This is a genomic window from Flavobacterium resistens (assembly GCF_900182645.1).
Taxonomy (GTDB): Bacteria; Bacteroidota; Bacteroidia; order Flavobacteriales; family Flavobacteriaceae; genus Flavobacterium; species Flavobacterium resistens.
This window is the reverse complement of record NZ_FXTA01000001.1, coordinates 1,396,775-1,411,208: the sequence shown is the minus strand read 5'-3', so window position 1 is coordinate 1,411,208 and position 14,434 is coordinate 1,396,775. Positions and strand designations below refer to the sequence as shown.

Sequence of the window (14,434 nt, the reverse complement as noted above, 5' to 3'; positions counted from 1 at the left end):
CACCTCTTCCCATCCCGAACAGAGAAGTTAAGCCCGCCTGCGCAGATGGTACTGCAATTATGTGGGAGAGTATGTCGTCGCCTTTCTTTTGAGAATCCTCATCATTCATTTGATGGGGATTTTTTTGTTTATAAACCTTTTGGAGGAATCCTCTGGAAACTGAAACTTATTTTTCATCTTAGAACGACTGAAATCTGCAATTTTTATGCATATATTTTGTGCGCAATGTTTTAATTTTTTTGTCTTAAATCTGGCTTTGAATATAAAATTGGCAAATGAGTGATAAGTGATATGAAACAATAAAAATGGTTTGATTTGGTTTCGAATTATGCCTTATCGTGAAATATTTTTATGATGGTAGTGTATTGTTTCTATTGGGTTCTTGGAATAAAACTCTGAAAATGAAAAAAAAAGCTATGTTGAGTTACTTTTTTGTTTGAATAATGTTTTTATTATGAAAACTTAAGTGTATATTTTGCTTCTAAACGCATTATTGATTGAAGCTAAATCCTTTTAAAGAAAAGCAATAAAATTTTTTTTTCTAGGCTTCTCTCGCTAAAAGTGAAGCAGAAAGTCCGGATTGAAGGAATATGATGAAAGAAATAGTTTGAAAAAATAGGTTTTGTCTTTTAAGTATGTTTTATATAAATTTTTTATAAGGTTTATTTGGTGTTAAAGTGAATAATCTGTGTTTTTTTATATTTTGTTTGAGTTAACATCATTAATGAACTCAATAACTCCCTTCATGAATATTTGTTGATCATCCCACATAGCAAGATGACTACCGTTTGGGCAATATAAAAAACGTCCTTTTTTGACTAGTTTGCTTTGTTCTTCCATTGCTTTTGGATCCATTGTATCATATTTGGCTCCAATCATGAGAGTTGGTACTTCTATCTCATGTAAGCGATTTTTAATGTCCCATTTTGCTAAGCGACCGCTGATTCCAAATTCACTTGGGCCTTGCATCATCGTGTAGATTTCTCCATTTACGTGTTTTGATGCCCTATTTAGTCCGTCTGGCCATTCTTTTAATCGACATAAATGTTCGTGATAGAAGTTTGGAATTAAAAGCTCCATGTATCTTGGGTTATTAAAATCTTTTTTAGCTTCTAATGTTCTTATTTCAGTTAGTATTTCTGGCTTCATTTGTTTTGAAAGCACTTTTTCAGCGTATTTTCCATAGTCAGGGGCACTTGCCATCATATTTGAAATTAACAACCCTTTTAGGTTCTGCTGATATTTTAGAGCATATTCCATTGCAAGGATTCCGCCCCAGGAATTTCCTAAAACGTAGAAGTTTTCTTTATCTGCGTTAATTGCTTTGCGTACTTGTTCTACTTCTTCTACAAATCTTTCCGTAGTCCATAAAGTGCTGTCTTTTGGCTGATCGCTATAGTAGGATCCAAGTTGATCGTATTCATAAAATTCGAAGCCTTCTCGTTGGAAAAATGTTTCAAAGCATTCCATATATTCATGTGTCATTGCTGGGCCTCCATGTAATAAAAGTATCTTAATTTTTGGATTAGTTCCAAAACGTTTTGTCCATACTTTAAAATTTCCAACAGGTGTTTTAATTGGGATCATTTTTACCCCTGCAGATTCTAATGTGCTATTTTCTTTATATGTAAAATAGTCAGTCAGCGATTGTGTGTGGTTTTCTTTCTGACAGGAAATTGTTAAACTGAGTAATAAAATAAGTAGTATACGATACATTTTTATTTTTGTTTTAGAGGTTTTACTGTAGTTTCTTTTACACTAAAATACAAAATAAAAGTGAATGATTGAAAATTTGAAAATATTGGTTTTTTTAGCTTTAAATTTAATGTGTTGGTCTTTTTAATGATTGTTTTGTTCTGAGTAATTGGATGCTTGTTTTTAGTAGATTTTTATTGTTCTATATGTAAGCTTTATGAAGTTCATTAATTGGGGGAGTACACAAACTTAGTTTTGGAATTATGTATTATTCTACGCGCTTAAATGAATAAAGAGTGGTTTTTTTATGGTTGAACTTGTATCGAAATTAAACTTTGTGATTTTTTTTATTTTAATATTACTTCAGTATAAAGCAAAAAAAACCTCAATAAGAATATTGAGGTTTTGAAATTCAGCGGAGGAAGAGGGATTCGAACCCCCGGACCTGTTACAGTCAACAGTTTTCAAGACTGCCGCATTCGACCGCTCTGCCATTCCTCCAGTAAGACGCAATCATTTTCTCATTGCGGGTGCAAAGATAAAATGTTTTTTCAATTCTAGAAATTTTTTTATAGTTTTATAAAGGAAATAATTTTTATCCGAGTCTATAACTTTAATTCTGGAGGGTAACTTCTTGTGAAACACAGGGTTTGGATTCGATAATTTGCTCGTGAAAAAAACATAATTTACGATGAGCTTTATATTTTTTGACAAATTAATGCACTGAAAATATAAATCTTGATTATTTTTTTGTGCATTTTTTTTCGTGAATGCTTCAATTTTGTCTACGGTGCGGATACAGCTCTAAGTATCTGTAAATTTAATGATTAGCTTTGAAAAGTGATATCGAATAAACTATACTTCAATCAAAATTAGGGCTTTTTATAAAATGTTTTTCCTTTTGTTAACCAAGAAAATCCAAAACATAATAAAGCTAAAGTTTCACATGTGAATGTTGGAGGAAAACCCCATCCGTCACTTTTATTTCCAAAAATAATCATTGTAGAAACAATTCCTAATAGGGCTAATATCATTCCTGTAGCACAAATTTTATAAATTATGATTGATGTTTTATTTGGGGTGCTATGCCGTTTTTCTGCCTTTAGGAATTTATAAACAAGATAAATTAACAAAACAAAAAATATTCCTGCACAAAAGAGATGAAATTTGCCTTTCCACGGTAAATCGACTACTGCTGGCATAATAAATGAATTAAGATCACTATCAGTATAACAATCTTTTATTTTACATATAGTATTTGCGGTTGGAAAAAGTGCTATTAAAAACGCCATTATTGCTAACGTTTTACAAGCGACACGCTCGTATTTGTCACTACCTTTATAGCTAAATAAGAAAATTCCTAAAAAGAAAAGTATGATTACGAAAAATAGACGAGCTGTACTATGATAATAATGACTGATGGAAGGTAAAATCGGATTATTGTAAAAATATGAGCTTCCCATGCAAAAGAAAGGTAGTAAAATACCCAAATACCCAATTAGTTTTCTCAATTGGAGATATGATAGTGCAAAACTCTCATATTCCATTTGGTAGCCTTCTTTCTCTTTTCGTTCCTGTTCTGGATCACTTAATTTTTTGTATTTATCGTAGTAATTATTTGCCACCGAAATTTAATTTATCTGGTTGATGTTCAAATGGAACGCCTCCAAACTTTCCATTTAAATAATTCTTTCTTAAGTTTAAATCGAAACGGATATTAGGAAAATCTGACAATGGAAAAATGTCAGAAATACCATTTTTCTTTTCCGTTAACCAAATTTCGTCTTGTCTCACTATTCTTTCATCCATCAAGAGATCTTCATGAGAATTAAAAATTAATTGTCCTTTCGCATTCCCTAAATTAAATGAAAGATATTGGCCAAGTATTTCCCTAAGTAATATTGGATGCAAACTTGTGTTTATATCATCAATAAAGTAGTTAACCCCTTCTCCATATGAACGAATTAAAGCTGGAATTAAATGTAAAAGCACAATTGTTCCTCTAGATTCTTGATCTACGTCAAACTCGATAATACTTCCGTCAGTTCCATAATGTATGCATACTAATTTAGCAATCAAAATTTCACCTTTTTCATTTTTCAAAGCTGTACAGTAATCACCCATATTATCTTTAAAGGAGTGGTGGGTTTTTTTTTGTAAAATCGCAGATATTTGCGTTATGATATCTTTATTATCTAATCCTAAATATATAGAAATTGGTACTAAGTTGATTTTTAATTCGTCAATGCCAAGATTTAAAGGCTTAATAATATTGTTAGCCAACTGAAGATATTCATTTTTTAATGAAAGTATATAGGCAATGTCATCAAATTCATATGTTGGGAATAGAAAATCGATTTTTGTTTTAAACCAATCACTAACTTTAGTAATCTCGATATCTTTAATTAAATCGAAGCATAATATAGACGTTTGAGGTAAAAGAGCTTGTGACAATTGAATTTTTAAAGTTTCAAGTGCAGGATTGCTTGGAAAATCAACAGCATTGTTTTCATGTCTCTTAAAAATAAGTTGTACCTCTCCGTTCACGACTTTAAAAAGCTCTTCGTAAATTATGTGAAGTTCTGAGTTAAAATTAATCTTGTATGAGTAGACAAAATTATCAATTAAAATGTCTAATTCAATTTTAATTGGTTTTCCAGATTGTAAATCATCTAATTTAAATGGGGTGAAATTTTTAATTGCTTCAACGCTTCTTAAAAAATGACTACTTTCAACTACCTTTTTGAGATAGTACAGGCATTTAAATAAATTAGATTTTCCAGAACCATTCGATCCATAAATTCCACTGGTTTTTAGAATACTAAGATTATCATTTACCGTAACAACATGTTCTGTAAAGCGCTTGTAATTACGTTGCAGCATATGGAATACTGCTCGATTTTTAAATGATCTAAAATTTTCTACTTCAAGACTGATTAACATAATGTGATTTTTTCTCGTGATTTTTTCACATGACGAATATCTGAAAAAATAATATAACTTTTACTTTCTTACTGTTAAAGTTTTTGTTATTTTTTAGTATTGATTTTCAGTGTGTTATATTCTGTGGAAGTATGTTGAAATATCGGCGAAAATGTTTTAACCACAGATTGTTGATCGACTTTTTTGAACTTGCGTAAATTCTTTTTATTATTATATTCACTATAAAATTTGAAGGATATTGAAGCATGGTGTACATAATAGACAAAAAAATGTTTTTCATCATTGTGATTAATTTTATCAGTATGCAGTAAAATTATAAAAGTTGCCCAGTAATTTTAGGATAGATCAATAGTGATTATTAGTTAAATTAATTTTAAATAAACACGTATAAATACGTGGTTGTTAACTTTTTTGAATCGATATATTTGAAGGAGCAGTATGGTTTTCCGTAAAAAAGAACCATATTAAAGAATGATATTTGGTAATAAGAATTAGGTTTTTGTATTGAAAACATTTCTATTATAGCTTTTATGGCGAAACTCATAATAAATTTCAAGTTAAATGGTTTGATTATAATTGATAAATGATGGAGTATAGCGAACTGTATCTTAAGTATGATCTTTTGTTACCTTCAAAATTTGATGGTGGCTTTCTCATTATTGCTATATATGAAAAGATTAAAGCCGGCGAGATTGATGAGTATTTTACGGTTAAAGAAATTAATGAGATTTTAAAAGATATAAGTATTCAATTTGAGCAAGACTCAGTGCGTCAATGGGGAAATATTAAAGACAATCTTTTTCATTATTTTTTTAGAAATCATCCGGACGAACCATGGAAATATTATCTGACTGACTATGCAAAAAATGTTGTGGATCTAATGGTCAATAAACTAGAGAATCCTTATAAAAATCATCCGTTAAAGAAGAGTTTTGAAGATTCCTTTATAATAAATTTCAATGAAATAACATCCATTGATGTACTCGAAAGAAAATTTGGCAGAATATTTATCCAAGGCTCAAAAAAAATCATAGTCGATCATTTGGAGTCTTTGGAGGATGAACTTAGAGATAGTTACAAAGATTTAAACGATATTCTGCAAAAAGATGAACAGGACGCTACAATTCTAGTTAAAGAATTCACTTTGGTATTTAGAAAATTTGGTGTAAAAGCTGAGGACATTACTAATGCAATTTTATCTAAAGATAAGTTTCTTGATAATTTGCAAAGCGTTATCGATTTATTCTATCAGAAGATGAATAAAAGCTTACTTCTTGACAAGACTGAAATAGATAAAAATATTAATGACTGGGAAAGAGGAAGAGAAGTATATGCTGATTTAAAGGATTTTTTTAATTCAGTAGATAATAAGGTTAATATTATCCGAAGGCAAATTAATCATGCCAGTGAAAAACTAAGCGAACTTCAAGAACAATTTTCAACCCGCTCACATTTTAGGCTACAGATTAAGAAATTTTTTAAATTGGCGCTAGAAAATACTAAATACACTGAATCTGGAGCGATCTTCGAAAACGGTTTCCCATTAAAGGCATTGGTTTTTGAAAGTACAAGTATATTATATCCCAGACATTATGATTTTAATATTCATACTTCAAATATTATAATAAACATTAAAGCTGACGAAAATTATGCATTTAATGAACGGTTAAAAATTGTAAAGGAAATTGATAATCAGCAGCGCATAAATAATTGGGTTGCTAAGGCAAAAGATATGCTTCAAACAAGAAAGGAATTGATAATGGACGAATTAATGACAGCGATAGCCAATGAAGAAGAAGATGAATCAATTGCTTACCAAGTTGCATCACAGATGGTTTCTTACGCATCGGAAGATAAAGAAGTAGTTATAGATATAAAACAGGAGTTAATTTCATTAGATGAACAAAATATATCACTATGGAAAACGAGAATCAAGAAATAGAAGATTATAGTTTTTTATTAGAGGACAGTGTCGAAAAACATTTTGCAGACATCAATATTTTATTGTTGTCTGGAAAGCATATTGATCAAAAGTTTTACTCTTTATACTCCTTACTGGAAAGTTATGAAGCGAGCTGGCAGAATTATTATAAAAAACTATACAAATTAAATCTCATTCCAGATGTGTTCGATGGCAATAAATGCTACTATCTTGATTTTTGGGATACTGGAAGAGGAAAGTTATCAGAAAATGGCAGGAATAGAGAGCTTACAGAGATGCAGACTATTATAGGGCTGATGTTATGGGATATGTATTATCAAAAATATTTTGATGAAGAAAAAATTATTCATTGGAATGATATCAAAAATCAAATCTTGGAAAGTGATCATCAAGAGGCCTATAAAAGAATACTTTTTGATACTTTAAGAGATTCTTACGATGAAAAGGAATGGAGTGCGGTAGAAAGTAAATTCCATAAAACTATTAGCAGTTTCGATAAGCTTGGTTGGGTAGATAAGCAGTCTGCTCAAAATGAAGAGCTGCTTTTTGAAATAAGACCAGCAATTCATAGACTCTCCAAATTATATAAAGATGAGCTTCAAAATTTTGATGAATTCAGTAAACAATTTAAAAATGGTGTTCTATGAATTATCCACGAATTTATTCTTTATCCACAATTGGGATCTTAAAACACTACATCCATGATTATGTGTTTCATCCAAAAAGGACTGATTTTATAGGTTCAAATGGAGTAGGAAAATCAATAATTGCAGACTTATTGCAAATGATTTTTGTATATGACAAAGAACTTATAAGGTTTGGAACCGATAGCGTAAAAAAAGAAGACAGACTTATAAATACACTTCCTTATAAAACGAAATTTGCTTATTGTTTTTTAAATATTGAGGTTGAGAAAGGAAATTTTATTACTGTTGGAATTCAAATAAGTAATCAAAAAGCAAAGCGCATAATACCATTTTTGATTACCAAGGAAGCCGACATAAATTTAAAAATAAATCAGCTTGTACTTGAGAAAAATGAGATTCTCTTTGCAAAAGACCTAACATCAAACGGCACTATACCAGATTTACATGAAATAGCAGAAAAGCTTTTAAATTTAAATGGTTTAAGACTTAATTCTTTTAAGAACAATGATGAAGTACAAGGCTATTATCGTTTTCTTTATGAAAAGAATATAACACCCCTTAATTTAAGCCAGGACCGAAATCTTAAAGCTTACGCCAAGGTAATTCAATCTTTTTCAAAAGCAAAAACGCTAAATTTGAGTGGTAACCAGGCTTCAAAAAGTTTGAAGGAATTTCTTTTTGAGGATTCTGATGAAGACATTTTATTCAATTTTAATAAGGCAAAAGATGATCTTGAGAAAATACTAAAACAATACCACAGCTTGAATGAAGAAATTAAAACTCTTTCAGATAAGCAAAAAAAACTTCTTGACTTACGTGAATTAGAACATTCTTATTTAGATTTTTATAAATGCTTTAAACAAACAGAGCTAAATTGTTCTTACGCAGAATTACAAACTTTAAAAAGACGTGAAACCCGGAACAGTAAGTTACTGATCAAGCAGCAGAAAGAACTCCAAAAGCTTATAAAGCTTATTGACAAACTACCCCGTATAGAATCTTACATACAAGACTGCCATGAACTGGCTGATAAAAATTTAGAATCATTCAACGAATTTGAAAAGAATTCACGCTTAATTAAAGAACTGTCTGCAGAAATCAGTGATTTGGAAATGATAGTGCTTCCCGAAATCGATGAGGATTGGAAAAGTAATGTTGAAAGAGTTGACATGACTTTAAGAGACAGCAAAAACATAAGGCAATCAATTGATTTTGCTGTTCCATATATACAGAAATATAGAACCTTTGACAATATCATATTGACTAGAAACCAACAATCCAATATCCTGGACGAATTAAAAGCAGCAATAAAAGCAGATAAATTAAAAAAAGAAAAATTGCTTTCACTTTTGGAAAATAATAAAGCAGAAGACACCTTTTTTCAATGGTATCTTAATCACCTGCCAGATCTAAATGATCAACAGTTACAGACTTTATTGTATTTCGCTGCGACTCCTGTTTCAATAACTAATAATCCTGAGATTCAGCCGAGATATATAGATGCTGAAGCGTTGTTTAAAGAGTTTCAGGCTACTGAAATAAATAAGGGGATATGGTTAAAGCTGGGAGCACTATCAGAGTTTATTCCATTTAATCAAGATGCTGCTCTAATTAAAAATAAATCAGATTTGGATATATCAATTCAGAAATTAATTGATAAACTAAAATTGGAGATGAGCGACCTGGATATAAAACTACAGGCTTTGGCGGATATCTTGGATGGAAAGTCCTATGAAATTGATTTGTTTGAATATCTTTTTGATAGCTCAATTGTAGAGAATAGTAATATCAACAACCTTAAAACTGCAATTGCCAGCATACTTCAGCTTAATGAAAAAGTTTTGGAATTACAATCCAAAAAAACAGTATTGGAAGATACTCAGCAAATCACCAAGTCAAAACTCAAAGTTAAACATGATGATCCAGATCTCATAAAGGAAGAATTAAAATTTACAAGAAAAAAGTGGTTTGATCGTGTAGCTAAGATTTCAAAATATTCAGGGGAAAAAACCTCGGATAGAAGTTCAATAGAAAAAGAATTAGATAAAACACATAAAGATTTAAAAACAATTATTGAAGAAGTAAATAGTAAGCAAAAAATATTTGAAGATTTAAATAAATCGTATTACGGAATATTTCAAGAGAATATAACTGAGTTTAGTATTGAAGCAATAGGAGTGGAGGAAAACAAAAATAATTACACCACTGCTTTTGAACTATATAAAACGAGTTATCTAAGTACCTGTCATTCATTTAATGAGACAAGTAACGAGAAAAGCCCTTCAATACAATTAACGATAAAAAATCAGACTTTTTCTTTTCGGGCACTGGAGGAAGCATTACTTGGGAACAAAATTAAATCCACGGACGATATTGCCCTGGCTTTAAGCGAGGCAAATCAGAACAGAACAATGATAGCTGACGGCATAAGAGACAGTATGATAAAAATATTTAGCACAACAGCGAGCAGATATCAAAAGTATGACGACCAGATAAAAAATATAAATACGTTCTTTCTTAATAGAAAAATCAGCGATAAATTTTTTTTCAAACTAGGGTTTGCGGAGAATCCCGAAATTAAGATTGAATATGTTAAGGATATTGCCTATAAAGTACGTCAGTCAGCTACACAGGGTGAACTGCATTTCGGGAGCTCTATAGTTGATTTTATTGAAGATTTTTTCAAAAAACAAGCAAAGATCAAAAATAAGGTTCCAATAGATAAGCTACTGGACCCTAAGACTTATTTTGAATTATCTGTAAAACTAAACTATGAATCAGGAGAAGAAGTTTCGGGAAGTACTGGAGAAACTTACTCTGCAATTGCTTTACTGGGCGTTGCCAGGCTATCTGCAATGCAGAAAAAACAGAGAAAAGGTTTACGTTTTATTATACTTGAAGAATTGGGCAGCTTGGATAATACTAATTTTAAAACATTTCCAGATATCGCTGAAGAATTCAACTACCAGATAATTACAATGGCCCCGCATACTTTCAACATTGGCTTATCGGATGATTGGTATGCACATCATCTAATTAAAGGAAAAGAGGATGATAAAATCAACTATCATCCTTCATCATCCTATTTTAAGACAAAAGATAATAATGTAGATTTAAACATCTACCTTAATAAACTTTCATAATGAATTGGATAGAGTTAAAAGCGCTATATAATCTATATCTAAATCATGAAGTGAAGCTTAACGTTACTTTATCAAATAGTGGTGAGATTAATTATTTGATTAACTCACTAAAAGTATTGGATAAGTCACACGATAAGATATTTTCACTTGACAGGTTCTGCAAAATCTACGAGGATAATTATTTCAAAAAATATAGCCTTTATGAAAAATTTTTATCAGAAAATGAATTATTGAAACCGTACACACGTTTTGAAGAAAGTGACATCAAAATCTTAATGAATATTAAGTCGTTAAGAGAAGATGGTTCATTGGACGAACTTAGAGAACAAATCATTAACTCTAATGAATCAGTAAGAGGAGTATCACTTATGTTCTTCAAAAATGAAAAGTATTTGGACGATAGGTCCTCATTAGTAAATGCTTTAAAGAAAATATTAGATGTCAGTGAATTTTCAAACGAAAAAGACCAACAATATATTTATAAACTAGAGTGTCATCACCCAGTAGCTATCGTACTGTGTGAAAACCTGGATTACTTAACCAAACCTAATAAGCCTCGCCAAAATGGGATAGAACTTTGGTACGCCGGTGGGAAGAACGTTAGTAAATTAGTTTATGCCCAAACCCGAGATCTACCTATTTATTACTCGTGCGATTGGGATTACGATGGCCTTTTTATAATTTATCCTTTAGTGGAAGAAAAAATTCCGGGAATCAAGTTACTGACACCTAATGGGCAACCTAAAGGAATCGAAGACACAGAACATAAGAGTAAATGGTTAAATAATGAGCGCAATATAGACTTGTTATTGGATAATGAGCAAAAAATGATCTTAGAGGATTTAATAAAAAATGATCAATGGATTATTGAAGAATCTAATAATTTAATGAGTATGTTAAGCTCGAATTTTAAGGAGAAATTATTCTAAAAATGGAGGTTATTTGTGTAAATAAAAAAACAAAGATATTACTTAATATTTAAGGTTGAATTTTGCCTTATAAGAAAGAGTTAAACTCGACTTCAGTGATGCCAATGCCAATGGAAATTTCAAGATGACTGATTATTCATCAGGACTATGGTTGGTCTGTAAGTTGCTTTGTGCAAACATTGTATTACGGAACTTCAGACTCCGCCATAACCTAGATGGTGTAATATAGTTAAAAACTGCCTTATCTTTTTGTGGCAAAAAAGGTATCCATTCCATCTTTATATTGTTATATTATTGATACTTTTGAAAAACAGGAATTACTAAAGGTCAAATTATGATTACTATATTTCTGTGAGTAGTGTATAGATTAATTGAAAGAAAAGAGTCATTTTATGGAAACAAAATTTACTGTATTGCCACTGGAACGAGATGTTGAAAATAGAGCTATTTTAAAAAAAGCAGCAAAAGCGCATCAAGCTTTAGCTGAATTAAAGGGTGCAGCGAATGCAATACCAAATGAAAGTATTCTTATCAATACTTTATCTCTGCAAGAAGCAAAAGACAGTTCAGCAATTGAAAATATCGTTACTACACATGATGAACTTTATCAGAGCGATATTTATACTCGTGATTTTAAATCTTTGGCAGCAAAAGAAGTTTACAGTTACGCCAAAGCACTTCAGCATGGATTTGCAAAAGTAAAAGAAAATGGACTCTTAATTAATTCTTATATTCTGGAAATTCAAGCAGAACTTGAAGAAAATAAAGCAGGGTATAGAAAAGTTCCCGGTACAGCTCTAAAAAATGATCAGACAGGCGAGGTTGTTTATACTCCGCCTCAGCATCCCGAAGAAATTGTTTCACTGATGAATAATTTAGAAAAATTTATAAATGACGATGATATAAGTGATTTAGATCCGCTTGTTAAAATGGCTATTATTCATCATCAGTTTGAAAGTATTCATCCTTTTTATGATGGTAATGGAAGAACGGGGCGTATTATTAATATTCTATATTTGGTAAAGCAGGGGCTTTTAAAGATTCCTGTTTTGTATTTAAGTCGATATATCAATGAAAAAAAGGGAGACTACTATAGACTTCTACAAGATGTAAGAGAAAATGATAATTGGGAAGACTGGATTATTTTTATGCTAGAAGGTGTCGAACAGACTTCTAAGCAAACGATACTTTTGATTGATGGAATAAAAAAAGAAATGCTAGCTTTTAAAAATAAAATGCGTAATGATTTGCCTAAGATTTACAGCCAAGATTTATTAAATAATTTATTCAGGCATCCCTACACAAAAATTGAATTTGTAAAAACTGAACTTAATGTAACAAGAGTAACAGCAACAAGATACCTTAATGAATTAGTTAGGGTTGGGCTTCTCGATAAACATAAGTTAGGAAGGGATATTTACTACATTAATACGTCATTATATATGCTGCTAAGTAATGCAAATAAAAAGTAAACTAAACTTAGATTAAATATAGAAGTAAATAAAGTTTATAGATACATATTTAAAGTTATGAAGTTTCGTATATAAGATGTAAATGAAGATCTATAATAGATATATGAGTTTATGTATAGAAAACTATAGAAATCTATATAGATACACGAGCTTATGTATAGAAACCTATAGAAATCTATATAGATATATGAGGTTATGTATAGAAACCTATAGAAATCTATATAGATATATGAAGTTATGTATAGAAACCTATAGAAATCTATATAGATATATGAAGTTATGTATAGAAACCTATCGAAATCTATATAGATATACAAGGTTTGGATGTGCTAACTTAGCATGGAGTTCTAGTTAAGAACTAAATCTTAACTTTAGAGCATGAAAGAGAATCGTAAAACTTATGACCGTAATTTCAAAGAAAAAGCTGTCCAATTAAGTTATGAAAGAGATAATATCTCACAATTAGCCAAGGAACTTGGAATAACAGCTCCTTTGCTGTACAAATGGCGTCAGGATTACCAAGAATTTGGAACAGGAAGTTTTCCTGGGAAAGGAAAATTAAAGCTTAGCCCTGAACAGGAAAAAATCCATGAGCTTGAAAAAAAATTAAAAGAAACAGAATTAGAACGTGATATTCTAAAAAAGGCTATAAGCATCTTTTCCAAGGGAGGTCGATGATTTATCTTTTCATAAAAGACCATGAAAAAATATATTCGATTGAAAAGATGTGCAGGGTTTTAAAAGTAAGCCCAAGCAGTTACTATAATTGGAAGCGGCAGATTCTATCAGAAAGACAGAGGAAAACTGCTCTGATAAAAGAAGAAATTACTTCGATATACTTTAATGCCAAACAGCGGTATGGAAGCCCAAGAATTACCCTTGAACTGCAAAGCCAAGGATATCAGATATCCAGAATAACCGTGGCTAAATACATGAAGCAGTTAGGACTGTACAGCAAATTGAGTACAAAATTCAAAGTAACAACCAATTCAAAACACAATCATTTTGTTGTTCCAAATATTCTAAAAAGGGAATTTACAACACCAGAACCAGCAAAGGCTTGGGTTTCGGATATCAACTATATACAGACAAAGGATGGTTTTTTATATCTGACCATCATTTTAGATTTATTTGACAGAAAGATAGTCGGCTGGAGTTTAAGCAATGGACTAAGTACAAGACAAACTACAATGAAGGCTTGGAAAATGGCAGTTAAGAATAGAACAATTGCAGATGAATTAATATTCCATTCTGACCGGGGAATTCAATATGCCAATAAAAAATTTGCCGATGTATTGGACTCTTATAAAAATATCACAAGAAGTATGAGCCGTAAAGGAGACTGCTGGGATAATGCAGTTGCTGAAAGTTTTTTCAAATCTTTAAAAACGGAATTGGTTTATGGAAGTAAATTAATTTCTAGAGAACAGATGGAACTTGAAATTTTTGAATACATCGAAATTTGGTACAATAAAAAAAGAAGGCATTCGGCTTTGGACTATAAAACAATTGAAGAATTTAATAAACTAACTAATTATAAAAATGTAGCTTAACTTTTTCTCCAGTTTTTGTTTGCATATCCAATTAGCTTTTAATGTTGTACTGGTATTAGATTTTAATGCTGATATAAATATAAGATTATGCCAGATGGTGCTGTTTCAGT

At 30.8% G+C, this 14,434-nt stretch carries 8 protein-coding genes, 1 tRNA gene, 1 rRNA gene and 1 pseudogene; 7 read left to right on the top strand and 4 right to left on the bottom strand.

What is annotated here, in order from left to right:
• Positions 1 to 86, top strand: a 5S ribosomal RNA gene (gene rrf, locus FN795_RS06145); the annotation flags it as partial.
• A gap of 610 nt (positions 87 to 696) precedes the next feature.
• Here rrf and FN795_RS06140 read toward each other — a convergent pair.
• From FN795_RS06140 to FN795_RS06125, 4 genes are all read right to left on the bottom strand, one after another.
• On the bottom strand, positions 697 to 1,716 hold the full coding sequence (locus FN795_RS06140; RefSeq protein ID WP_154275320.1) for a proline-specific peptidase family protein: 1,020 nt from the start codon (positions 1,714 to 1,716) through the stop codon (positions 697 to 699).
• Positions 1,717 to 2,111: 395 nt separating this feature from the next.
• Positions 2,112 to 2,196: transfer RNA gene (locus FN795_RS06135), tRNA-Ser, on the bottom strand.
• 371 nt (positions 2,197 to 2,567) lie between these two features.
• Positions 2,568 to 3,320, bottom strand: coding sequence for a hypothetical protein (locus tag FN795_RS06130; RefSeq protein ID WP_142449828.1), 753 nt, complete (start codon positions 3,318 to 3,320; stop codon positions 2,568 to 2,570).
• Positions 3,310 to 4,638: an AAA family ATPase gene (locus tag FN795_RS06125; protein ID WP_142449827.1), complete on the bottom strand. Its 1,329-nt coding sequence runs from the start codon at positions 4,636 to 4,638 to the stop codon at positions 3,310 to 3,312. Before FN795_RS06125 ends, FN795_RS06130 begins: the two co-directional genes overlap by 11 nt.
• Positions 4,639 to 5,221: 583 nt before the next feature.
• Between FN795_RS06125 and FN795_RS06120 the strand changes: the two genes are divergently transcribed.
• From FN795_RS06120 to FN795_RS06090, 6 genes and pseudogenes are all read left to right on the top strand, one after another.
• Positions 5,222 to 6,580: a hypothetical protein gene (locus FN795_RS06120; protein WP_142449826.1), complete on the top strand. Its 1,359-nt coding sequence runs from the start codon at positions 5,222 to 5,224 to the stop codon at positions 6,578 to 6,580.
• On the top strand, positions 6,556 to 7,227 hold the full coding sequence (locus FN795_RS06115) for a condensin complex protein MksE (RefSeq protein WP_142449825.1): 672 nt from the start codon (positions 6,556 to 6,558) through the stop codon (positions 7,225 to 7,227). The genes FN795_RS06120 and FN795_RS06115 overlap by 25 nt, the downstream gene beginning before the upstream one ends.
• Complete coding sequence (locus FN795_RS06110; protein ID WP_142449824.1) at positions 7,224 to 10,370, top strand: hypothetical protein; 3,147 nt, start codon at positions 7,224 to 7,226, stop codon at positions 10,368 to 10,370. The genes FN795_RS06115 and FN795_RS06110 overlap by 4 nt, the downstream gene beginning before the upstream one ends.
• Positions 10,370 to 11,299: a hypothetical protein gene (locus FN795_RS06105; RefSeq protein ID WP_142449823.1), complete on the top strand. Its 930-nt coding sequence runs from the start codon at positions 10,370 to 10,372 to the stop codon at positions 11,297 to 11,299. Before FN795_RS06110 ends, FN795_RS06105 begins: the two co-directional genes overlap by 1 nt.
• A gap of 392 nt (positions 11,300 to 11,691) precedes the next feature.
• A complete protein-coding gene (locus FN795_RS06100; protein WP_110348410.1) occupies positions 11,692 to 12,771 on the top strand; it encodes a Fic family protein in 1,080 nt (359 codons plus the stop codon).
• 378 nt (positions 12,772 to 13,149) lie between these two features.
• Positions 13,150 to 14,324 (top strand): annotated as a pseudogene (locus FN795_RS06090) (IS3 family transposase).
• Positions 14,325 to 14,434 lie beyond the last annotated feature (110 nt).